Source organism: Variovorax sp. 05T418, from assembly GCF_056396385.1.
This window is the reverse complement of the sequence record NZ_JBFTLJ010000009.1, coordinates 131,082-151,792: the sequence shown is the minus strand read 5'-3', so window position 1 is coordinate 151,792 and position 20,711 is coordinate 131,082. Positions and strand designations below refer to the sequence as shown.

Annotated in this window: 16 protein-coding genes; all 16 read left to right on the top strand. The window is 68.7% G+C overall.

Annotation, left to right across the window (positions count from 1 at the left end; all coding sequences use genetic code 11):
• Positions 1-262: 262 nt before the first annotated feature.
• The 16 genes from AC1DMS_RS19190 to tssH all read left to right on the top strand — a co-directional run bounded on the left by AC1DMS_RS19190 (position 263) and on the right by tssH (position 20,706).
• The gene (locus AC1DMS_RS19190) at positions 263-1,069 is read left to right on the top strand and encodes an ABC transporter ATP-binding protein (protein ID WP_012745350.1); all 807 of its coding nucleotides are present in this window, start codon (positions 263-265) and stop codon (positions 1,067-1,069) included.
• Positions 1,066-1,800 carry an ABC transporter ATP-binding protein gene (locus tag AC1DMS_RS19185; protein WP_418146456.1) on the top strand — a complete coding sequence of 245 codons (735 nt, stop codon included), beginning with the start codon at positions 1,066-1,068 and terminating at the stop codon, positions 1,798-1,800. The genes AC1DMS_RS19190 and AC1DMS_RS19185 overlap by 4 nt, the downstream gene beginning before the upstream one ends.
• 54 nt (positions 1,801-1,854) lie before the next feature.
• Positions 1,855-2,577: a bifunctional nicotinamidase/pyrazinamidase gene (pncA, locus tag AC1DMS_RS19180; protein WP_018906627.1), complete on the top strand. Its 723-nt coding sequence runs from the start codon at positions 1,855-1,857 to the stop codon at positions 2,575-2,577.
• A 65-nt stretch (positions 2,578-2,642) separates the two neighbouring features.
• A complete protein-coding gene (locus AC1DMS_RS19175; RefSeq protein WP_418146457.1) occupies positions 2,643-3,803 on the top strand; it encodes an ABC transporter substrate-binding protein in 1,161 nt (386 codons plus the stop codon).
• Positions 3,781-4,284: a (2Fe-2S)-binding protein gene (locus tag AC1DMS_RS19170; protein WP_478181626.1), complete on the top strand. Its 504-nt coding sequence runs from the start codon at positions 3,781-3,783 to the stop codon at positions 4,282-4,284. The genes AC1DMS_RS19175 and AC1DMS_RS19170 overlap by 23 nt, the downstream gene beginning before the upstream one ends.
• Positions 4,285-4,417: 133 nt before the next feature.
• On the top strand, positions 4,418-8,179 hold the full coding sequence (locus tag AC1DMS_RS19165; protein WP_418146460.1) for a molybdopterin cofactor-binding domain-containing protein: 3,762 nt from the start codon (positions 4,418-4,420) through the stop codon (positions 8,177-8,179).
• Positions 8,180-8,290: 111 nt separating this feature from the next.
• Complete coding sequence (locus tag AC1DMS_RS19160) at positions 8,291-9,478, top strand: fumarylacetoacetate hydrolase family protein (protein WP_478181625.1); 1,188 nt, start codon at positions 8,291-8,293, stop codon at positions 9,476-9,478.
• Positions 9,479-9,610: 132 nt separating this feature from the next.
• Positions 9,611-10,702: a type VI secretion system protein TssA gene (gene tssA, locus AC1DMS_RS19155; protein WP_028254357.1), complete on the top strand. Its 1,092-nt coding sequence runs from the start codon at positions 9,611-9,613 to the stop codon at positions 10,700-10,702.
• Positions 10,703-10,782: 80 nt separating this feature from the next.
• A complete protein-coding gene (gene tssB, locus AC1DMS_RS19150) occupies positions 10,783-11,352 on the top strand; it encodes a type VI secretion system contractile sheath small subunit (RefSeq protein WP_012745358.1) in 570 nt (189 codons plus the stop codon).
• A gap of 18 nt (positions 11,353-11,370) precedes the next feature.
• The gene (gene tssC, locus AC1DMS_RS19145) at positions 11,371-12,879 is read left to right on the top strand and encodes a type VI secretion system contractile sheath large subunit (RefSeq protein ID WP_012745359.1); all 1,509 of its coding nucleotides are present in this window, start codon (positions 11,371-11,373) and stop codon (positions 12,877-12,879) included.
• A gap of 49 nt (positions 12,880-12,928) precedes the next feature.
• On the top strand, positions 12,929-13,411 hold the full coding sequence (locus AC1DMS_RS19140; protein ID WP_012745360.1) for an Hcp family type VI secretion system effector: 483 nt from the start codon (positions 12,929-12,931) through the stop codon (positions 13,409-13,411).
• 113 nt (positions 13,412-13,524) lie between these two features.
• Complete coding sequence (locus AC1DMS_RS19135; protein ID WP_028254289.1) at positions 13,525-14,391, top strand: type VI secretion system accessory protein TagJ; 867 nt, start codon at positions 13,525-13,527, stop codon at positions 14,389-14,391.
• 29 nt (positions 14,392-14,420) lie between these two features.
• Positions 14,421-14,948 carry a type VI secretion system baseplate subunit TssE gene (gene tssE / locus AC1DMS_RS19130; RefSeq protein WP_012745362.1) on the top strand — a complete coding sequence of 176 codons (528 nt, stop codon included), beginning with the start codon at positions 14,421-14,423 and terminating at the stop codon, positions 14,946-14,948.
• Positions 14,949-16,820: a type VI secretion system baseplate subunit TssF gene (tssF, locus tag AC1DMS_RS19125; protein ID WP_012745363.1), complete on the top strand. Its 1,872-nt coding sequence runs from the start codon at positions 14,949-14,951 to the stop codon at positions 16,818-16,820. It begins immediately after the preceding gene.
• A complete protein-coding gene (gene tssG / locus AC1DMS_RS19120; RefSeq protein WP_028254288.1) occupies positions 16,817-17,983 on the top strand; it encodes a type VI secretion system baseplate subunit TssG in 1,167 nt (388 codons plus the stop codon). The genes tssF and tssG overlap by 4 nt, the downstream gene beginning before the upstream one ends.
• Positions 17,980-20,706 (top strand): type VI secretion system ATPase TssH, encoded by a 2,727-nt coding sequence (tssH, locus tag AC1DMS_RS19115; protein ID WP_418146463.1) that lies wholly within the window; start codon positions 17,980-17,982, stop codon positions 20,704-20,706. Before tssG ends, tssH begins: the two co-directional genes overlap by 4 nt.
• Positions 20,707-20,711 lie beyond the last annotated feature (5 nt).

Here is a 20,711-nt window from a genome sequence, read left to right as displayed (position 1 = left end):
AGCGAAGCGAGTTTGGGCGAGACCCCGCGAAACGCGAGCACCGCAGGTTGCCCCGTAGCGAAGCGCAGGGGTCGCAGACAGTGGGGTCGCCTTTCTTTTGCCTACGTTTCTTTGGCGAAGCAAAGAAAAGTAGGTCGCCCGCCGGGGCGAGACCCGGCCTCGGGAAGCAAACGATCAACACAGATCGAAAGATCGGCAGCGATGGAAAGGCCGCCAGCCCTCACCCCAACCCTCTCCCAGAGGGAGAGGGAGTAAGCCAGAAATGACCCTCCTCAAAGTAGACAACCTAGGCAAATCCTTCGGCGGCGTCAAAGCCGTCGACGGCATCAGCTTCGAGCTCGAGGCCGGCGAGCTGCTGGCCCTCATCGGCCCGAACGGCGCCGGCAAGTCGACCACCTTCAACATGGTCAACGGCCAGCTCAAGGCCGACCAGGGTTCGATCGTGTTCGACGGCCATGAGCTCGTGGGCCAGAAGCCGCGCGAGATCTGGCGCAAGGGCGTGGGCCGCACCTTCCAGATCGCCGAAACCTTTGCCTCGCTCACCGTCGCCGAGAACGTGCAGATGGCGATGCTCTCGCATGACGGCAAGCTGTTCTCGATGTGGCGCCGCGCGGCGGACCACAAGCGCGACGAAGCGCTGGCGCTGCTCGACCAGGTCGGCATGAAAGCGCAGGCCGACCGGCCCTGCAGCGAGCTCGCCTATGGCGACGTCAAGCGCGTCGAGCTCGCGATCGCGATGGCCAACGCGCCCAAGCTGCTGCTGATGGACGAGCCCACCGCCGGCATGGCGCCGAAGGAGCGCAACTCGCTGATGGCGCTGACCAAGGAGCTCGTGGTCCAGCGTGGCCTGGCCGTGCTGTTCACCGAGCACAGCATGGACGTGGTGTTCGCCTACGCCGACCGCATGATCGTGCTGGCCCGCGGCCGCCTGATCGCGCAGGGCAAGCCGCTCGAGATCCGCGACCATCCGAAGGTGCAGGAGGTGTACTTCGGCAGCGGCAAGACTTTCGAGAAGATCGCAGAAAAAGCCGCCGAAGTGAACGCGGCCGTGGGAGCAGCAACCGCATGAGCACGCACGAAACACTGTTGAAGGCGAACTCGCTGTGCGCCTGGTACGGCGCCGCACAGATCCTCTACGACGTCGATCTTGAAGTGCAGCGCGGCGAGGTCGTCGCGCTCATGGGCCGCAATGGCGCCGGGAAGTCGACCACGCTCAAGACGCTGATCGGCATGCTCGCCAAGCGCAAGGGCGGCGTCAGCTTCCTCGGCCACGACATCTCGAAGAGCGAACCCCATCACGCGGCGAAGCTCGGCCTGGGTTTCGTGCCCGAGGACCGCCGCGTGTTCACCGATCTCACGGTGATGGAGAACCTCGAAGTCGGCAAGCAGCCGCCGCGCCGCTGGGCTGACGGCAGCGAGGCGCCGCTGTGGACGCCCGAGCGGCTGTTCAAGCTCTTTCCCAACCTGGGCGAAATGCCCGACCGCCCGGGCGGCCGCATGAGCGGCGGCGAGCAGCAGATGCTCACCGTGGCGCGCACGCTCATGGGCAACCCGTACCTGGTGCTGCTCGACGAGCCCTCCGAAGGCGTGGCGCCGGTGATCGTCGAGCAGATGGCCAACATGATCCTCGAACTCAAGGCGCAGGGCGTGAGCATCCTGCTGTCGGAGCAGAACATGCACTTTGCCGAGCTGGTGTCCGACCGCGCCTATGTGCTCGAGAAGGGCCAGATCCGCTACCACGCCACCATGGCAGAGCTCGCGGCCAACGAAGAGGTGCGCCGCGCCTACCTGAGCGTCTAGCCGCACCCACGCGGCCATTTTTCTTTTTTGTCATCAACCACCGGAGCACACGCCATGCACGACTCGCACCGCAGATCCCTTCTGAAGTCCACGGCCGCACTGGGCCTGCTGGGCGCGGCCGGAACGCTGTTCGCGGCGCCGAAGCTCAAGCCGAACGACAAGTCCGCGCTGATCGTGATCGACGTGCAGAACTGCTTCGTCGACGGCGGCACGCTGCCCGTCAAGGGCGGCGCCGAGGTGGTGCCGGTGATCAACAAGCTGGCCGATTCGTTCGAGAACATCGTGGTCACGCAGGACTGGCACACGCAGGGCCATGCGTCGTTCGCGAGCGCGCATCCGGGGCAGAAGCCGTTCAGCAGCATCAAGCTCTCGTACGGCAACCAGGTGCTCTGGCCCGACCACTGCGTGCAGGGCACCGACGACGCGGCGCTGCACAAGGACCTGAAGCTGCCCACCGCGCAGGTCATCGTCCGCAAGGGCTTCCACAAGGGCGTCGACAGCTATTCCGCCTTCGAGGAGGCCGACCGCAAGACCGCCACCGGCCTGGGCGGCTACCTCAAGCAGCGCGGCATCAAGACGGTCTACGTGGCGGGGCTGGCCACCGACTTCTGCGTGGCCTGGACCGCGCTCGATGCGCGCAAGGCCGGCTTCGAGGTCTACGTGATCGAGGACGCCACGCGCGCCATCGACCTCAACGGCTCGCTCGCCGCCGCATGGAAGCAGATGGCGGCCAAGGGCGTCAAGCGCATCCAGTCCGCCGACATCCAGGCGGCCTGAGCAAACCAACCCACGCCGCATTCACACCCGCCCGGCAACAACGACAACAACGAGCTCGACAACGCATGACGATTCCGATTTCAAGGCGCGCCCTGGTGGCGGGCGGCGCAGCCCTGGCACTGGGCCCGGGCCTTCTTCGTTCGGCGCGCGCCGACAACGGCGTGACCGACGGCCTCATCCGCATCGGCCAGTCGGCCGTTTTCAGCGGCCCGGCCAAGGACTTCGGCATCGACTACCGCGCGGGCATCAAGCTGTACTTCGAGCGCGCCAACAAGGCGGGCGGCATCAACGGCCGCAAGCTCGAGCTCGTCAGCTACGACGATGCCTACGATCCCGCCAGGACGGCCGCCAACACCGCGAAGCTGATCGACGACGACAAGGTCTTCGCGCTCGCGGGCTTCGTCGCCACCGGCAACCTCGCGGCCGCGATGCCGCTGGCCGAGAAGGCCGGCGTTCCGATGTTCGCGCCGCTGGTGGGCACCACCTCGTTCCGCACCAAGGTCAACCGCCTGCTGTTCCACGTGCGCGCGGGCTACGACCTCGAGCTGCGCAAGATCATCAGCCATCTCTCGACCCTCAGCCTCGCGTCGATCGCGGTGGTCTACCAGGACAGCGCCTTCGGCAAGTCGAACCTCGCCACCTGCGAGCAACTGGCCGCCGACTACAAGGTGCAGGTCGTGAAGACGCTGCCGCTCGCGATTGCCGCCGAAGACGCGAAGCAGGTGGTCGCCAGCCTGGCCGAGGCCAAGCCCGGCGCGGTGCTGATGATCATGGCTGGGCGCATGGTCGAAGTGTTCATGCGCGACTACCGTGCGAACGGCGGGGCGGCGCCGCTTTATACGCTGTCGGTCGGCATCACCGACGCGGCCGGTTCCGCCAAGCGGCTCGAAGGCAAGCTCGCGGGCCTGGTCACGGCCAGCATCGTGCCGCCGCCGCAGGCCGTGCGCGTGCCCATCGTGGCCGACTACCAGCGCGACCGCGCCGAGTTCGGCGAGAAGATCGACAGCTACACCACGCTCGAAGGCTACATCGCCTCGCGCGTGATGGTCGAAGGCCTGCGCCGCGCGGGCAAGGCGCTCACGCGCGACAGCTTCATTGCCGGGCTCGAAGGCATCGGCAATGCGCGCTTCGGCGAATTTCCGGTCGAGTACAGCGCGAAGAACCACAACGGCTCGACCTTCGTGGACCTGGAGATGTACACCCGTGACGGCCAGTTGCGGCGCTGAGCCGCCGCTGCACCTGCTGGTCAACGGCAGGGCCTGTTCGATCGAGGCCGTGCCGCGCGCGGCCACGCTGCTGCACCTGCTGCGCAACGACCTCGGCCTGAACGGGCCCAAGTACGGCTGCGGGCTGGGGCAGTGCGGCGCCTGCACGGTGCATGTCGACGGCGTGGCGGCGCGTGCCTGCGTGATTCCCGCGCACGGCGTGGCGGGCCGAGCGATCACCACGCTCGAAGGCCTTGGCACGCGCGGCCGCTGGCATCCGGTGCAGGCCGCCTTCGAAGACGCGCAGGCCGCGCAGTGCGGCTACTGCCTGAGCGGCATGGTGATGCAGGCCGCGGCGCTGCTCGCGCGCGATCCGCAGGCGAGCGAGGCGCGCATCCGCAGCGAGCTCTCGGGCAACCTGTGCCGGTGTGGGACGCACATCGAGATTCTGGACGCGGTGCAGCGCGCGGCGGTGCGGATGCGCGCGGAGGCAAACCCATGAGCCGCCCGTCTTGTTCCCTCTCCCTCCGGGAGAGGGCCAGGGTGAGGGCATCGGCCCTTGCACAAGCACAGCTCTTGCCATCGCCGCCGGCCCTCACCCCCGCCCTCTCCCGGAGGGAGAGGGAGCAAATTCCATGACGCGCCGCGCCGATCTGCCGCGCACGCGCGCGGACTTTCTCTCGGCCGACGGCGTGCTGCTGGTCGTGCGCGAGACACCGCCCGCGCCGGCGCCCGCCAACGGCCAGCCCACGGCCGTGGCGGGCAATCCGATCGAAGGCGACGAGATCCTGCTCGCCGTGTGGGACGACGGCAGCGCCTCGGCGCTCAACGGCCATGTCGACCTGGGCACCGGCATCCAGACCGCGCTCGCGCAGATCGTGGCCGAGGAGCTCGAGCTCGGCATGCCCTGCGTGCGCATGATGCTCGGCGACACCGCACGCGCGCCCAACCAGGGCGCGACGATCGCGAGCGCCTCGATCCAGATCCATGCACAGCCGCTGCGCCTGGCCGCCGCGCAGGCGCGCGCCTGGCTGCTGGCGCGCGCGGCCGAGCGGCTCGGCGCGGCCGCCGAGGCGCTGCAGGTGCGCAACGGCGTGGTGCGCGTGGCCGAGGCGCCGGACCGCCGCATCAACTACGCGGACCTGGTCGCGGGACAGCGCACCGTGCTGCGGCTCGACCCCGCCGCGGTGCCCAAGGATCCGGCCGACTACCGCATCGTCGGCACGCGCCAAGCCCGCGTCGACATTCCCGCCAAGCTCGCGGGCGACCTCGTGTTCGTGCACGACATGCGCGTGCCCGGCATGCTGCATGGCCGCGTGGTGCGCCCGCCGTATGCGGGCGCGGACCACGGCGACTTCATCGGCAACACGCTCGAGTCGGTGGACGAGTCGTCGATTGCGCACATTCCCGGCATTCGCGCGGTGGTCGTGATCCGCGACTTCGTCGGCATCGTGGCCGAGCGCGAGGAGCACGCCGAACAGGCGCTGCGCGAATTGCGCGTCCGGTGGAAGCCCTGGCCCGGCATGCCCAACCTGTCCAACCTCGCGCAGGCCCTGCGCGACAACCCGTCGACGCAGCGCCTGCTGGTCGACGAGGGCGACGTCGACGGCGCGATCGCCGCGGCCGCGCAGCCGATGCACCGCACCTATGTGTGGCCCTACCAGATGCACGCGTCCATCGGGCCATCGTGCGCGCTGGCCGAGTGGCTGCCGGAGGACGGCAGCGGCATGCAGTTGCGTTGCTGGGCCGGCTCGCAGAACCCGCACGTGCTGCGTGCCGATCTCGCGAAGCTCATGGGCCTGGACGACGTGCAGGTCGACGTCATCCGCATGGAAGCCGCGGGCTGCTACGGCCGCAACGGCGCCGACGACGCGGCGGCCGATGCGGCGCTGCTCGCGCGCGCCGTGGGCGCACCGGTGCGCGTGCAGCTCACGCGCGAGCAGGAGCATGCCTGGGAGCCCAAGGGCGCCGCGCAGCTCATGGAGGTGGATGGCGGGCTCATGGCCGACGGCCGCATCGCCGCCTACGACTTCGAAACCTCCTATCCATCGAACGGCGCGCCCACGCTTGCGCTGCTGCTCACGCGCACCATCGAGCCGGTGGCGCAGGCCTTCGAGATGGGCGACCGCACGGCGCGTCCGCCCTACAGCGTCGACAACCTGCGCGTGAAGGTCAACGACATGGCGCCGATCGTGCGCGCCTCGTGGCTGCGCGGCGTGTCGGCGCTGCCGAATTCGTTTGCGCACGAGTCGTACATCGACGAGCTGGCCACCGCGGCTGGCGTCGATCCGGTGCAGTTCCGGCTGCGCCACCTGGACGATCCGCGCGCCGTCGAGCTGGTGCAGGCCACCGCGCAGAAGGCGGGCTGGCGCATGCGCACGGGGCCAGAGGAGAACGCCGACGGCGGGCTCGGTGAAGGCGGCGACATCCTCTTCGGCCAGGGCTTTGCCTACGCGCGCTACATCCACAGCAAGTGGCCCGGCTTCGGCGCCGCGTGGGCTGCATGGGTGGCCGACGTCGAGGTCAACCGCAGGACCGGCGAGGTGCACGTGCGCCGCGTGGTGGTGGGGCACGACGCGGGGCTGCTGGTCAACCCCGCGGGCGTCGAGCACCAGGTGCACGGCAATGTGATCCAGACCACGAGCCGCGCGCTCAAGGAAGAGGTGCAGTTCGCGCCGCAGCAGGGCGCAGAAGCAGCGGCGGCCGGTGCGCAGCTGCTGCCCGACGTGCGGCCCTCGGGCGTGGTCGCGAGCCGCGAGTGGGGCAGCTACCCGATCATCAATTTCCGCGACGTGCCGGTGATCGAGGTCATGCACATGCCGCGGCCCGGCGAACCCTCGCTCGGCGCGGGCGAGTCGTCGTCGGTGCCGGGAACGGCGGCGATCGCGAATGCGATCTTCGATGCGACGGGCGTGCGCTTCCGCGAGCCGCCGTTCACGCCGGAGAAGGTGCTGGCGGCGTTGAATCCGGGTTTGCTCCCTCCCCTTCCGGGGGAGGGCGGGGGTGGGGGCGAGCGGCGCTCGAAGGGTGGCGCTGCCGTGCCCCCATCCCAACCTTCCCCCGGGAGGGGAAGGAGCAATGCACCGTGGCCTCGGCGCAAGAGCGTGTGGGCCACCGGCACCGCCCTCTTCATCGGCGGCATCGGCCTCATCGCCGGCCTGCTCGGCTGGCGCTCCGCCATCGCCCCGGTCTCTCTCAGCGCCCCGGTCTACAGCGAGGCCACCATCGAACGCGGCCGCGTGCTCGCCGCGCTCGGCGACTGCGCCGTGTGCCATACCGCACCGGGCGGCGCGCCCAATGCGGGTGGCCGCGCGATGCAGACACCCTTCGGCACGCTCTACACCACCAACCTCACGCCCGATGCCGACACGGGCCTGGGCCGCTGGTCGTTCAGCGCCTTCCAGCGCGCGATGCGCGAGGGCGTCTCGCGCGACGGCCACCATCTGTACCCGGCCTTCCCGTACACCGCCTTCGCCAGGACCAGTGACGACGACCTGCAGGCGCTCTACGCCTACTTCATGTCGATGCCCGCGGTGCGCGCCGAGACGCCGAAGGCCGAACTCAAGTTTCCGTTCAGCATGCGGCCGCTCATGGCCGGATGGAACGCGCTCTTCCACGACCCCGCGCCGCTGCAGCCGGTGGCCACGCAAAGCGCCGAGTGGAACCGCGGCGCCTACCTCGTGAACGGCCTGGGGCATTGCGGCGCCTGCCACACGCCGCGCAACGCGCTCGGTGCGGAGCAGGGCGGCAGCGCGTTTCTCTCGGGTGCGATGGTCGATGGCTGGGAGGCGCCGGCGCTCACGCAGCTGTCGAAGTCCGCCGTGCCGTGGGACGCCGACGCGCTCTACCGCTATCTGCGCAATGGCCACTCGCCGCGCCATGGCATCGCGGGCGGGCCGATGGCCGAGGTGGTGCGCGAACTCGCGCAGGTGCCCGATGCCGACGTGCGCGCGATGGCCACGTATCTCGCCTCGTTCAATCCGGCGCCCGCGGCCGATCCGCAGGCCGTGGCGCAGCAGGTGGTCGACAACGCGGCGCGCACGCAGGGCCGGCTGCTCGGTCCCGCGCAGCGCATGTTCGACAGCGCCTGCGCGTCGTGCCATCACGACGGCGACGGCCCCACGCTGCTCGGCGTGAACACCCCGCTCGCGCTCAACGGCAATCTCACGAGCGCGCGGCCCGACAACCTGCTGCGCACCATCCTCGATGGCGTGCGCGAGCCCGCGAGCCAGGGCATCGGCTTCATGCCGGCCTTCCGCGACGCGCTCGACGACCGTCAGATCGCCGAACTCGCGGGCTACATGCGCGCGCGCTTCGCACCGCAGGAGCCGGCGTGGAAGAACCTGCCGGCCGAAGTCGCCCGCGTGCGCGCCGCGCGCGGCCACGGCGCCGAATAAGCGGCGCTCGGCGCGTCCCGCTTTCCGCTCGCGCAGCGGCAGGGAACGCATTCATTCAGAATGTCCGCTCCAAGAACCCAACCCAAGTGCCGAAGTGCCTCCGGAGACAACATGCCCCTGAATCTTTCCACCGCCGCCAGCCTTCCCCGCGACGCCGAGCGCGCCACGCTCGTCGGGCGCATCTGGCAGCCCGGCGTGGGCCCCGCACTCGTGGCGGTGCACGAGGGCGGGCTGCACGATCTCTCGCGCCTCGCGCCCACGATGAGCGACCTGCTCGAGGCGAAGGAGCCGCCGGCCGATGCGGTGCGGCGCGCACTGCGCAGCGGCCAGGCTCCGCGTGTCGCCGCGCTCGACGAGACCATCGCCAACAGCGACGCCACCGCGCGCGACGAAGCCAAGCCCTGGCTGCTCGCACCCTGCGACCTGCAGGCCATCAAGGCCAGCGGCGTGACCTTCGTCGAAAGCCTGCTCGAGCGCGTGATCGAGGAGCAGGCGCGCGGCGATGCCTCGCGCGCCGAGGCCACGCGCGCGGCGCTCAGCGGCGTGCTCGGCGACAACCTCGCGGGCATCGTGCCGGGCTCGGCCGAGGCCGCGAAGGTCAAGGAGGTGCTGATCTCGCAGGGCGCATGGTCGCAGTACCTCGAGGTCGGCATCGGGCCCGATGCCGAGATCTTCACCAAGGCGCCGGTCCTCTCGGCCGTGGGCATGGGCGCCGACGTGGGCATCCACGCCGCATCGGTGTGGAACAACCCCGAGCCCGAGGTCGTGCTCGCGGTCAACAGCCGCGGCGAAACGCTGGGCGCCGCGCTCGGCAACGACGTCAACCTGCGCGACTTCGAGGGCCGCAGCGCGCTGCTGCTCGGCAAGGCCAAGGACAACAACGCCTCCTGTGCCATCGGCCCGTTCATCCGGCTGTTCGATGCGCACTTCGGCATCGACGACGTGCGCCGCATCACGGTGGCGCTCGAAGTGAAGGGCCCCGAAGGCTTCACGCTCGAAGGCTCGAGCTCGCTCGCCAGGATCAGCCGCGATCCGCTGGACCTCGTCTCGCAGGCCGTCGGCGCGCACCACGACTATCCCGACGGCTTCATGCTGTTCCTGGGCACCATGTTCGCGCCGACACAGGACCGTCATGGTCCTGGGCAAGGATTCACCCATGTCGTCGGCGATCGCGTGAGCATCGCCGCGCCGGAACTCGGCGCCCTCGTGAACCGCGTGGTCCATTCGGACCAGGCGCCACGGTGGACTTTCGGGTTAAGTGCGCTGATGCGGAATTTGGCTGCGCGCGGATTGCTGTAAACGTTCTTTCTACGCTTTAGAAGGAGTTGTACTCCTTTGTGATTCATAGCCGGCACGTAGCAAACTGTTGCTGTTGACCGCGTCTCGCGTTCCCCTCAAGATAACCGGTCTTGAAAATGGTTAACACGGGAGATGGGGTTGCCGCCGAGCGAGATCGAACTACTGCAGTCGCCTGTTGAAGGCCCGCTTCCGTGCGGTGAAGACCTCGAATACGACCCCGATTTCATGGCGTTGCAGCAAGCGGCAACGGGAAAGCGGGAGCAGCAGTTCGGCTCGACCATCATTCCGGCCGAGCCGCCCGACTGGGCCCGCGTCGAGCGCATTGCCAAGCAGCTGTGCCAGCGCACGCTCGACGTGCGCGTGCTGGTTCTGCTGACGCTGGCGTGGACCGAGAGCCGGGGATTGCCGGGCTACGTCGATGGCTTGCGCGTGGTGGACGGCATCCTGCAAAAGTTCTGGAACGACGTGCATCCGCGCGTTCTCGATGGCGATTTCGAAGACCCGCTGCCGCGCATGAATGCGCTGGCTGCATTGGCCGAAGCCGAGGGGCTCGGGCGCAGCGTGCGCGATGCGCGCCTGCTCGAGGATGCCGGCGCGTCGATGAGCCTGCGGCAGGTCGAGGCCCTGCTCGACTCGAGCAAGGCCGACCAGATCGATTACCCGGGCGGCATCGGCCGGCTGCGGGAAGTGGCGCGCCGCGCGCAGGAGAAGGCGGCGCCCGCGGTGGTGGCATTGCATGCGGCGCTGGAGCTGCTGCGACGCATCCGGGAGACCTCGGAGCGGGCCCTGGGACAGAGCTGGGCCCCCGATTTCTCCCGGCTCGAACGCTCGCTTCGCACCGTGGTCCAGCTGCTGCCCGAGCAGGCCCAGCCGGAGCCGGCCGAAGCATCGCAGGCGGCAGCGCAAGGCCATGGGTCGGCGCCGGCCGCTCCTTCGGCGCAGGGCGCTGCGGCCTTGGGCAATGGCGCCTCCGGTGCGCGTGCGGCAAGCATTAAAGATATTGAAATATCGACTCGTGATGATGTGCAGCTCTTGTTGGAAAAGGCGTGCCAGTACATGGAACGCACCGAGCCCAGCCACCCGGCCCCCATGCTCATCCGCAGAGCGCAAAGGCTGCTGGACCTCAACTTTTTCCAGATCATCGAAGAACTCGTTCCCGAGGGCCTGCAGAAGATCGAAAGCCTGGCCGGCCGCTCGCTGAGCGGCGGGTCGGCAGCGGAGTGAACGGCCGGCGCAGGAACCCGGGGGCAGGCCGCCGGGACTCGACCCATACGAATAGGCATTGAGATTCAAGAGGAAGCTTTATGGCAGACAACCGTGTCAGAAACAGTGGTCAGAAGTTCATCGCGCGCAACCGGGCACCCCGCGTGCAGATCGAGTACGACGTCGAGATCTACGGCAGCGAGCGCAAGATCCAGCTGCCCTTCGTGATGGGCGTGATCGCCGATCTCGCGGGCAAGCAGGTCGACCCGATGCCCGACCTTGCCGAGCGCGACTTCATGGCGGTGGACATCGACAACTTCGACGACCGCATGAAGGCCATCAAGCCGCGCGTGGCCTTCCAGGTGCCCAACACCCTCACGGGCGAAGGACAGATGAACGTCGACATCACCTTCGACAGCATGGACGACTTCTCGCCCGCGCGCATCGCCCGCCAGGTCGGCGCGCTGCAGCATCTGCTCGAAGCGCGCACCGAGCTTTCCAACCTGCTGTCCTACATGGACGGCAAGAACGGCGCCGAGCAGCTGATCGCCCAGGCGCTGCAGAACCCGGAGCTGCTCAAGTCGCTCGCATCCGCACCCAATCCCGCCGTTGCCAAGGCGATCGAGGCCGCGAACGAAAAGTCGGGCAACCCCGGCACCCCTTCCGAGTAAGCCGACAGGATCTCCATCATGAGCACTGCACCCAAACAGACAGCGCGCGGACAGGCCGCCACCATCGAAGCGCTCGAGCCCAACGAGTTCTCCGACCTCCTGCAGCGCGAGTTCAAGCCCAAGACCGACCAGGCGCGCGAGGCGGTGCAAAGCGCCGTCAAGACGCTGGCGGTGCAGGCGCTTGAAAGCACCGTCACCATCTCGAACGACGCCTACCGCACCGTGCAGGCGATCATCACCGAGATCGACCGCAAGCTCTCCGAGCAGATCAACCAGATCCTGCACCACGAAGACTTCCAGCAGCTCGAAGGCGCATGGCGCGGCCTGCACTACCTGGTCAACAACACCGAGACCGACGAGCAGCTCAAGATCCGCGTGATGTGCGCCTCCAAGCGCGAAGTGGCGCGCTCGCTCAAGCGCCACAAGGGCATCGGCTGGGACCAGAGCCCGCTGTTCAAGAAGATCTACGAGGCCGAGTACGGCCAGTTCGGCGGCGAGCCCTTCGGCGCGCTGATCGGCGACTTCCACTTCGACCACAGCCCGCCCGATGTCGAGATGCTCGGCGAAATGGCCAAGATCGCCGCGGCCGCGCACTGCCCCTTCATCGCCGGCGCATCGCCCACGGTGATGCAGATGGATTCGTGGCAGGAGCTGTCGAACCCGCGCGACCTCACCAAGATCTTCCAGAACACCGAGCACACGGCCTGGCGGTCGCTGCGCGAGTCGGAAGACGCGCGCTACATCGGCCTGGCCATGCCGCGCTTCCTGGCGCGCCTGCCGTACGGCGCGCGCACCAATCCGGTCGACGAGTTCGAGTTCGAGGAAGAAACCGACTCGGCCCTGCACAACCGCTACACCTGGGCCAATTCGGCCTACGCGATGGGCGTGAACATCAACCGCTCGTTCAAGCAGTTCGGCTGGTGCACGTCGATCCGCGGCGTGGAGTCGGGCGGCGCGGTCGAGAACCTGCCCACCCACACCTTCCCGACCGACGATGGCGGCGTGGACATGAAGTGCCCCACCGAGATCGCCATCAGCGACCGGCGCGAGGCCGAGCTCGCCAAGAACGGCTTCATGCCGCTGGTGCACCGCAAGAACTCCGACTTCGCGGCCTTCATCGGCGCGCAGTCGCTGCAGCAGCCGGCCGAGTACTACGACGCCGATGCCACGGCCAATGCCAACCTGGCGGCGCGCCTGCCCTACCTGTTCGCATGCTGCCGCTTCGCGCACTACCTGAAGTGCATCGTGCGCGACAAGATCGGTTCGTTCCGCGAGCGCGAGGACATGGAGCGCTGGCTCAACGACTGGATCATGAACTACGTGGACGGCAGCCCCGGCACGTCGTCCCAGGATACGAAGGCAATGAAGCCGCTGGCGGCGGCTGAAGTCCAGGTGGAAGCCATCGAGGACAACCCCGGCTACTACGCCGCCAAGTTTTTTCTCCGGCCGCACTATCAGCTCGAAGGGCTGACGGTGTCATTGCGGCTGGTTTCGAAGCTGCCATCCAACAAGAAGGACAGCAGCTAGTTCAACGGTGTCCCGCAATCGGGCATATATATAACTCTGGGGGTTAATCATGGCAGTAGACATGTTCATGCGCGTCGAGGGCGCGAACGGCGAATCCAAGGACTCGAACCACAAGGACTGGACCGATATCAAGTCGTTCGCATGGGGAGCAACGCAGCCTGGCAACATGGTCAGCGGCGGCGGTGGCGGTGTGGGCAAGGCGAGCTTCAACGACCTGCAGGTGCTCGCGCGCATCGACAAGGCGGCGCCGTCGGTGATGAAGAACTGCGCGAGCGGCAAGCACCTGAGCAAGGTGGAAGTGTCGGTGTGCAAGGCCGGGGGCTCGCAGATCGAATACACGCGCGTGACGCTGGAAGAAGTGCTGGTCACCTCGGTGCAGTACTCGGCCGAGCAGGGCGGCGATGCGGTGCTGGTGCAGTTCGCCTTCCAGGCGGCCAAGGTCAAGCAGCAGTACTGGGAGCAGACCGACAAGGGCGGCAAGGGCGCCGAGACCGTGCTGGCCTGGAACATCAAGGAAAACCGGGAAGCCTGATTTCCCTTTTTTCGTGCTTGTTCCCGACCGGTCCGCGCATGCCGCGGGCCGGTCGCCTGCAGATAGTTGTCGACGGCCTTCCGGGGCCGTGCGCGAGTCAATGAGGAAGTTTCATGGGCGATGGGTTTGCAGTGCTGGGCGAGCGCTCCGTGGCCGAACACACCGAATGGGTACAGCGGCAGATTCGCGCGAGTCCACAGAATGCCGGCCTGCGGCTTGCCCTCGGCCACTTTCTTGCGCTGCGGGGCGACTGGCAGCGGGCTGAAGACCAGCTCAAGCTGGCCGCGAAGATCGATCCTTCCTTCGCTCCCGCCAGTGCCACCTGCGCAATGGCGCTGGCCGCCGAGCGGCATCGAACCGAATTCTGGAACGGCGGCCGTGCGCCGGCCGTCGTGGCCGGCGAGGCCGGCTGGGTCGCGGCGCTGATTGCTGCCGCCGCCCTGCCGCCCGAACGCGCCGCCGAAGCGGCCGAGCTGCGCGAAGCCGCGCGGCAGGATGCGCCCGCATTGCAGGGCACGCTGAGCTGCGTCGACCGGTCGGACTCCCGCGCCGTGCAGGCCATCGACGGCGAGCCGGTGCAAAGCACTGAGTTCGCCTGGCTTTGCGACGGCGACGCGCGCATTGGTGCCGTGCTCGAGCTCCTCACGCCTTCGGGCTATGCGTGGCTGCCGCTACCGGCGGTGCGCCGCCTCAAGTTCTCCCGTCCGCAGCACCTGGTCGACCTGCTCTGGGCACCGGCCGAGATCGTGCTGCATGACGGCCGCGGGCTCAACGGCCTGGTCCCGGTGCGCTATCCCGGCGCGCTCGAGGCGCTGGACGACGAAACAACCCTGGGCCGCCGCACCGACTGGCTGCCGCTGGCCGGCGAGGACCAGTACGCCGGCATCGGCCAGCGCACGCTGATCAGCGAAGCCGGCGACCATTCGCTGCTCGACATCCGGCTGGTCGAGTTCGCGCCTGCCGAGAGTGCTGCGCAGTGAGTTCCGTCCTGCCAGCCAGCCGCCCGGCCATGGAGGCCGACGGCGACCAGCAAGAAAGCGTTGCACGCGACCGCCTGCAGCCGGTGCTGCTCGACCGCCTGACCGACAAGCAGCCGCAAAGCCGCCAGGAGCGCGCGGGCGCATTCCTCATGAGTGGCAAGCTGCTGCGCGACTCGGTGCTGCGCGACCTGCAGTGGCTGCTCAACACCACCAACTTCGGCGCGGACCACACCATCAACGCCATGCCGCGCGCGCGGCGCTCGGTGGTGAACTACGGCGTGCGCGGCTGGGCCGGCGGACGCATGTCGGAGGTCGACTTCGCGGACGTCGAGGCCGCCATCCGCGCCGCGATCATCGACTTCGAGCCGCGCATCATGAAGGACAGCATCGACGTGCGCTGCGTCACCGACGCCACCGACCTGGAGCACCACAACCTGCTCGCGCTCGAGATCCGCGGCACCTTGTGGTCGGTGCCTTACCCGATCGAATTCATCCTGCGCTCCGAGCTCGACCTCGAGAGCGGCCACATGGTCCTGCGCCCGACGGGAGGGCTCTGAATGGACGCCAGGCTGCTCGACTACTACAACCGCGAGCTCACCTACATGCACGAGCTCGGCGCCGAGTTCGCGCAGCGCTACCCGAAGATCGCCGGGCGGCTGGGCATGCGCGGCATCGAGGTCAGCGACCCCTACGTGGAGCGCCTGCTCGAGGGCTTCAGCTTTCTCACGGCGCGCATCCAGCTCAAGATGGATGCGGAGTTTCCGCGCTTCTCGCAGCGGCTGCTCGAGGTGGTGTACCCCAACTTCCTCGCGCCGCTGCCGGCCATGGCGGTGGTGCAGATCGACGGCAACCTCAACGAGGGCTCGCTGAAGGCCGGCTACGAGCTGCCGCGCCACACGATCATGCGCGGACGCATGATCAAGGGCGAGCAGACGGCCTGCGAATTCCGCACCGGCCACGAGGTCACGCTGTGGCCCATCAGGATCGCGGATGCAAGCATCGGCCCCGTGCCCGCGGAAATCGCGCATGCGATGCCCGCGGTGGCCCAGCGCGCCAGGAGCGCGATCACCATCAAGCTCGAAGCGGTGGGCGGCACCACCTTTGCCGAGATGCCGATCGAGCGGCTCGAGTTCTTTCTTTCGGGCGCGGAGCTGCATGCGCTGCGCGTGCTCGAGCTTGCGGTGCACCACAGCATCGGCACCGTGTGCCGCAGCGGCCCGGGCAGCAAGGCGCGCATCGTTCCGCTCGGCGACGAAGCCATTCGCCACGAGGGCTTCGATCCCGAGCAGGCGCTGCTGCCTTATGACGCGCGCTCGTTCCAGGGCTACCGGCTGCTGCACGAATACTTCGCCTTTCCCGACCGCTACCTGTTCTTCAGCGTGAAGAACCTGCGCGCGGCGGCCTCGGCCATGGGCGGCACCACGATGGAAATCGTGATCCTGCTCGACCGCGCCGACGCCGACCTGGAGCGGCTGGTCGATGCCAAGCACTTCTCGCTGTTCTGCACGCCCATCATCAACCTGGTGCCGCGCCGCAGCGACCGCATTCCGGTGGGCCCCGGGCAGCACGAGCACCATGCGGTGATCGACCGCACGCGCCCGCGCGACTTCGAGATCTTCACGGTCGAGCGCGTCACCGGCCACATGGCGAGCGGCTCGGAAGAGCGCGAGTTCAGGCCCTTCCTGGGCTCGTTCGCTGCCGACGACGGCGACTTCGGCGCGTACTTCTCTCTGCGCCGCGAGCCGCGCCTGGTGTCCGACCGCGCACGCGCGCAGGGCACGCGCACCAGCTACACCGGCAGCGAGGTGTACGTGTCGCTGGTCGACCAGCACGACGCGCCCTTTCCGCACAGCCTGCGCCACATCACCATCGACGCGCTGTGCACCAACCGCGACCTGCCGCTGCTGCTGCCCACCGGGCTGGAGTCGGACTTCTCGCTGCGCGTGTCGGCGCCGGTGCGCGGCATCCGCATCCTGCGCGGGCCGTCGCGGCCCTATCCGGCGCTGGCGGAGGGTGCGCTCACCTGGCGCCTGATCAGCCACCTGGGCCTCAACTACCTGAGCCTGACCGACGTCGACGCCACGCAGGGCGCGGCCGCATTGCGCGAGATGCTCGACCTCTACGGCAACCTGGCCGACCCCGCGGTGCGCCGCCAGATCCAGGGCGTGCGCTCGATGGCGCTGGCGCCGGTGTTCCGCCGCCTGCCCGAGCCGGGGCCGATCGTCTTCGGGCGCGGGGTGGAAATCGCGCTGAAGATCGACGAAGTGGCCTTCTCGGGCGCGAGCCCTTATCTCTTCGGCGCCGTGCTGGAGCAATTCTTCAGCCGGCACGTGTCGCTCAACGCGTTCACCGAGTTCGCGCTCTCCAGCCTGCAGCGCGGCGAGATCGCGCGCTGGACGCCGCGCATCGGACGCCGCCCCGCCGTATGAGCATGCGCACCACGGCCGAGCTCGCCGACGATTCGCAGCAGGCGCCGCCGGCTGCGGTCGAGCATGCCGCGCCCGAGCATGCCGCGGCACCCGCGCGGCGCGGTGCGCCCGAGGCCGATCCGGTCCTGTGGGCCGGCCTGGTCGACCAGCCTTTCGAGCACGACCTGTTCATGCTGCTGCGCCGGCTCGATGCGCACGGCAGCCATCCGCTGCTGGGCCGCGCGCCGCGCCCGCTCGACGAGCCTTTGCGGCTGGGCCAGGAGCCGTCGATGGCCTTTGCGCCCTCGAACGTCTCGGGCGTCGATGTCGACGGGGACGGCCCGCCGCGCATCTCGATCTACGGCTTCGGCCTGTTCGGCCCCAACGGGCCGCTGCCGCTGCACCTGACCGAGTACGCGCGCGAGCGCAAGCGCCACCACAGCGACAACACGCTCAGCGCCTTCGCCGACCTGTTCCACCACCGGCTCATCCTGCTGTTCTACCGGGCCTGGGCCGATGCCCAGTCGGTCAACAGCCTGGACCGCCCCGACGGCCACCGCTTCGTCGACTACGTGGCCAGCCTCATGAACATGGGGCAGCCGGGCCTGAAGGAACGCGACCGCATCGCCGACCATGCGCGCACCTTCATGGCCGGGCACCTCGTGCGCCAGACGCGCAACCCCGAGGGGCTGATCCAGATCCTGCGGCTGTACTTCGACGTGCCCGTGCGCATCGAGGAGTTCGTGAGCGGCTGGGTGATGCTCGACGAGCGCGAGATCAGCCGCATCGGCACTTCCGGGCGCAACCAGAAGCTGGGCGCCGGCGCCACCGTCGGGCTGGCGGTGCGCGATGCGCAGGGCAAGTTCCGGCTCGAGCTCGGCCCGCTCTCGCAAAGCGAGTTCCGCGACTTCCTGCCGGGCAGCAAGCGCCTGCAGCAGGTGGTCGACTGGGTGCGCCAGTACGTGGGCATCGAGTTCGCGTGGGAGCTGCGCCTCGTGCTCAAGAAGCAGGAAGCCCTCGGCATGCAGCTGGGCAGCGACCAGCGCCTGGGCTGGGGCAGCTGGCTCGGCACGCGCCTCTCGCCTACCGACGCCGGCGACATGCTTTTCCAGCCCGAAGCCCTGTATTCCCGTTCCGCATCGGCTGCTTCCGCGGCGGCCGAAGCCTCTTCCATGGCCTTATGACCGATATCCGCCGCGTCTCCCTTTTCTCGAAACTCAATCCGATGCTCTACAAGGCATTGGAGACCGCCACCGCCTTCGCCAAGCTGCGCGGCAATGCCTACGTGGAGCTGGTGCACTGGCTGCACCAGATCCTGCAGCTGCAGGACAGCGACCTGCTGCGCATCGTCAAGCGCGCCGGCCTCAACCTCGATGCGGTCGAGCAGGACCTGGTGCGTGCGCTCGACCGGCTGCCGCACGGCGCCACCTCGATCAGCGACATCTCGGAGCACGTCGACAACGCCGTCGAGCGCGCCTGGGTCTATGCGAGCCTGCGCTTCGAGGCCACGTCGATCCGCGGTGCCTACCTGCTCGCGGGCATCGTCAAGACGCCGGGGCTGCGCCAGGTGCTCTCGGGCATCTCGCGCGAGTTCGACAAGATCGTGCCCGACGTGCTCGTCGCGCAGCTTCCCGCATGGACCGAAGGCTCGCCCGAGGACGACTTCGACGCCGCGGCCGCGCCGGGGCAAGCCGCCCCGGCGGTGTCCCACCAGGGCGACGGCGCCGCCGCGGGCGGCTCGGCGCTGGCCAAGTACGCGAGCGACCTCACGGCCAAGGCGCGCGCGGGCGAACTCGATCCGGTCTACGGCCGCGACGACGAGATCCGCCAGATCATCGACATCCTGATGCGCCGACGGCAGAACAATCCGCTGCTCACGGGCGAGGCGGGTGTGGGCAAGACGGCAGTGGTCGAGGGCCTGGCCTCGCGCCTTGCGGCAGGCGACGTGCCGCCCTCGCTCAAGGACGTGTCGCTGTGGGTGCTCGACCCCACGCTGCTGCAGGCCGGCGCGGGCGTGAAGGGCGAGTTCGAGCAGCGGCTGCGCCAGGTGATCGACGAGGTCGAGAAGAGCCCCAAGCCCATCGTGCTGTTCGTCGACGAGGTGCACACGCTGGTCGGCGCGGGCGGCACCGCCGGCACCGGCGATGCGGCCAACCTGCTGAAGCCGGCGCTTGCGCGCGGGCGGCTTCGCACCATCGGCGCCACCACCTGGTCCGAGTACAAGAAGTACATCGAGAAGGACCCGGCGCTCACGCGGCGCTTCCAGACCATCCAGGTGCACGAGCCCACCGAGTCCAAGGCCGTGGTCATGCTGCGCGGCATCTCGGCCGAGCTCGAGAAGCACCACGGCGTGCTCATCCTGGACGCCGCGCTCGAAGCGGCCGTGAGCCTGTCGCACCGCTACATCCCCGCGCGCCAGCTGCCCGACAAGGCCGTGAGCCTGCTCGACACGGCCTGCGCGCGCGTGGCCCTGAGCCAGCATGCGCTGCCCGCGGCGATCGAAGACCTGCAGCGCCGCATCGAGGTGCTGGGCATCGAGTCGGGCATTGCCGGGCGCGAGGCGGCGATCGGCGTCGGCGAGCACCAGCGCGTGGAAGACATCGCGGCCCAGGTGGCGGCGGCGCAGGCCGAGCTCGGCCTGCTGGAACAGCGGCGTGCGGAAGAAAGCGTGCTCGTGGAGCGCATCGTGGCGCTGCGCAAGCTGCTCTCGCCCGATGCAGTGCCGGTGCGGGCCGAGGCCAAAGAGGAAGAGGGCGACGAAGCCGAAGCTCCAGTTGAAGCCGAGCCCGCTCCGCCGGAACCCGAAAGAACACCCGAAGAGATCCGCGCCGAACTCGACCAGGCGCAGGACAAGCTCGTGCAGTTGCAGGGCGAATCGCCGCTCATCCTGGCGGCCGTCGACGCGCAGGCCGTTGCCACCGTGGTGGCCGACTGGACCGGCATTCCGATCGGCCGCATGGTGCGCGACGATGCGCAGTCGGTGCTGCGCCTCGGCGAGATCCTCTCGGCCCGCGTGGTGGCCCAGCCCGACGCGCTGGAGACCATCTCGCGGCGCATCCGCACGGCGCGCGCGCGGCTCGACAACCCGAACAAGCCGGTGGGCGTGTTCCTGCTGTGCGGCCCCTCGGGCGTGGGCAAGACCGAGACTGCGCTCGCGCTGTCGGAGGCGCTCTACGGCGGCGAGCAGAACCTCGTCACCATCAACATGAGCGAGTTCCAGGAGTCGCACACCGTCTCCACGCTCAAGGGCGCGCCGCCCGGCTACGTGGGCTACGGCGAAGGCGGCGTGCTCACCGAGGCCGTGCGCCGCCGGCCCTACAGCGTGGTGCTGCTCGACGAGATCGAGAAGGCCCACCCCGACGTGCACGAGATCTTCTTCCAGGTGTTCGACAAGGGCTGGATGGAAGACGGCGAGGGCCGCCACATCGACTTCCGCAACACCGTGATCATCATGACGTCGAACGTCGGCACCGACCTGGTCATGCAGCTGTGCGAAGACCCGACCCTGCGCCCCGACCCCGAGCCGCTCGCAGCCGCGCTGCGCGAACCGCTGCTCAAGGTGTTCGCGCCGGCGCTGCTGGGCCGGCTGGTTGTAGTGCCTTATTACCCGTTGCAAGCCGACGCATTGCATCGCATCATTCGCCTCCAGCTCGACCGCATTGCCACCCGCCTCGATGCGAACCATGGCATTGCGCTGGACTACGACGACAGCGCCGTCGAACTGGTGGCGCGCCGATGCACGGCCATCGAGTCGGGTGGGCGGATGATCGATGCGATCCTCACGCACACCATCCTGCCGCGATTGAGCGAAGAAGTCATCGGCGCCACCGTCAGTGCGCGCAAGCTCGCCGGCGTGCGGCTGTCCGCAGCGGGCGACGACTTCCGGTACGAATTTTCCGAAGCCTAAGAAGA

Coding starts and splice junctions, on each gene's coding strand:
- AC1DMS_RS19190 (WP_012745350.1), top strand. CDS start 263: ATGACCCTCCTCAAAGTAGACAACCTAGGCAAATCCTTCGGCGGCGTC.
- AC1DMS_RS19185 (WP_418146456.1), top strand. CDS start 1,066: ATGAGCACGCACGAAACACTGTTGAAGGCGAACTCGCTGTGCGCCTGG.
- pncA (WP_018906627.1), top strand. CDS start 1,855: ATGCACGACTCGCACCGCAGATCCCTTCTGAAGTCCACGGCCGCACTG.
- AC1DMS_RS19175 (WP_418146457.1), top strand. CDS start 2,643: ATGACGATTCCGATTTCAAGGCGCGCCCTGGTGGCGGGCGGCGCAGCC.
- AC1DMS_RS19165 (WP_418146460.1), top strand. CDS start 4,418: ATGACGCGCCGCGCCGATCTGCCGCGCACGCGCGCGGACTTTCTCTCG.
- AC1DMS_RS19160 (WP_478181625.1), top strand. CDS start 8,291: ATGCCCCTGAATCTTTCCACCGCCGCCAGCCTTCCCCGCGACGCCGAG.
- tssA (WP_028254357.1), top strand. CDS start 9,611: ATGGGGTTGCCGCCGAGCGAGATCGAACTACTGCAGTCGCCTGTTGAA.
- tssB (WP_012745358.1), top strand. CDS start 10,783: ATGGCAGACAACCGTGTCAGAAACAGTGGTCAGAAGTTCATCGCGCGC.
- tssC (WP_012745359.1), top strand. CDS start 11,371: ATGAGCACTGCACCCAAACAGACAGCGCGCGGACAGGCCGCCACCATC.
- AC1DMS_RS19140 (WP_012745360.1), top strand. CDS start 12,929: ATGGCAGTAGACATGTTCATGCGCGTCGAGGGCGCGAACGGCGAATCC.
- AC1DMS_RS19135 (WP_028254289.1), top strand. CDS start 13,525: ATGGGCGATGGGTTTGCAGTGCTGGGCGAGCGCTCCGTGGCCGAACAC.
- tssE (WP_012745362.1), top strand. CDS start 14,421: ATGGAGGCCGACGGCGACCAGCAAGAAAGCGTTGCACGCGACCGCCTG.
- tssF (WP_012745363.1), top strand. CDS start 14,949: ATGGACGCCAGGCTGCTCGACTACTACAACCGCGAGCTCACCTACATG.
- tssG (WP_028254288.1), top strand. CDS start 16,817: ATGAGCATGCGCACCACGGCCGAGCTCGCCGACGATTCGCAGCAGGCG.
- tssH (WP_418146463.1), top strand. CDS start 17,980: ATGACCGATATCCGCCGCGTCTCCCTTTTCTCGAAACTCAATCCGATG.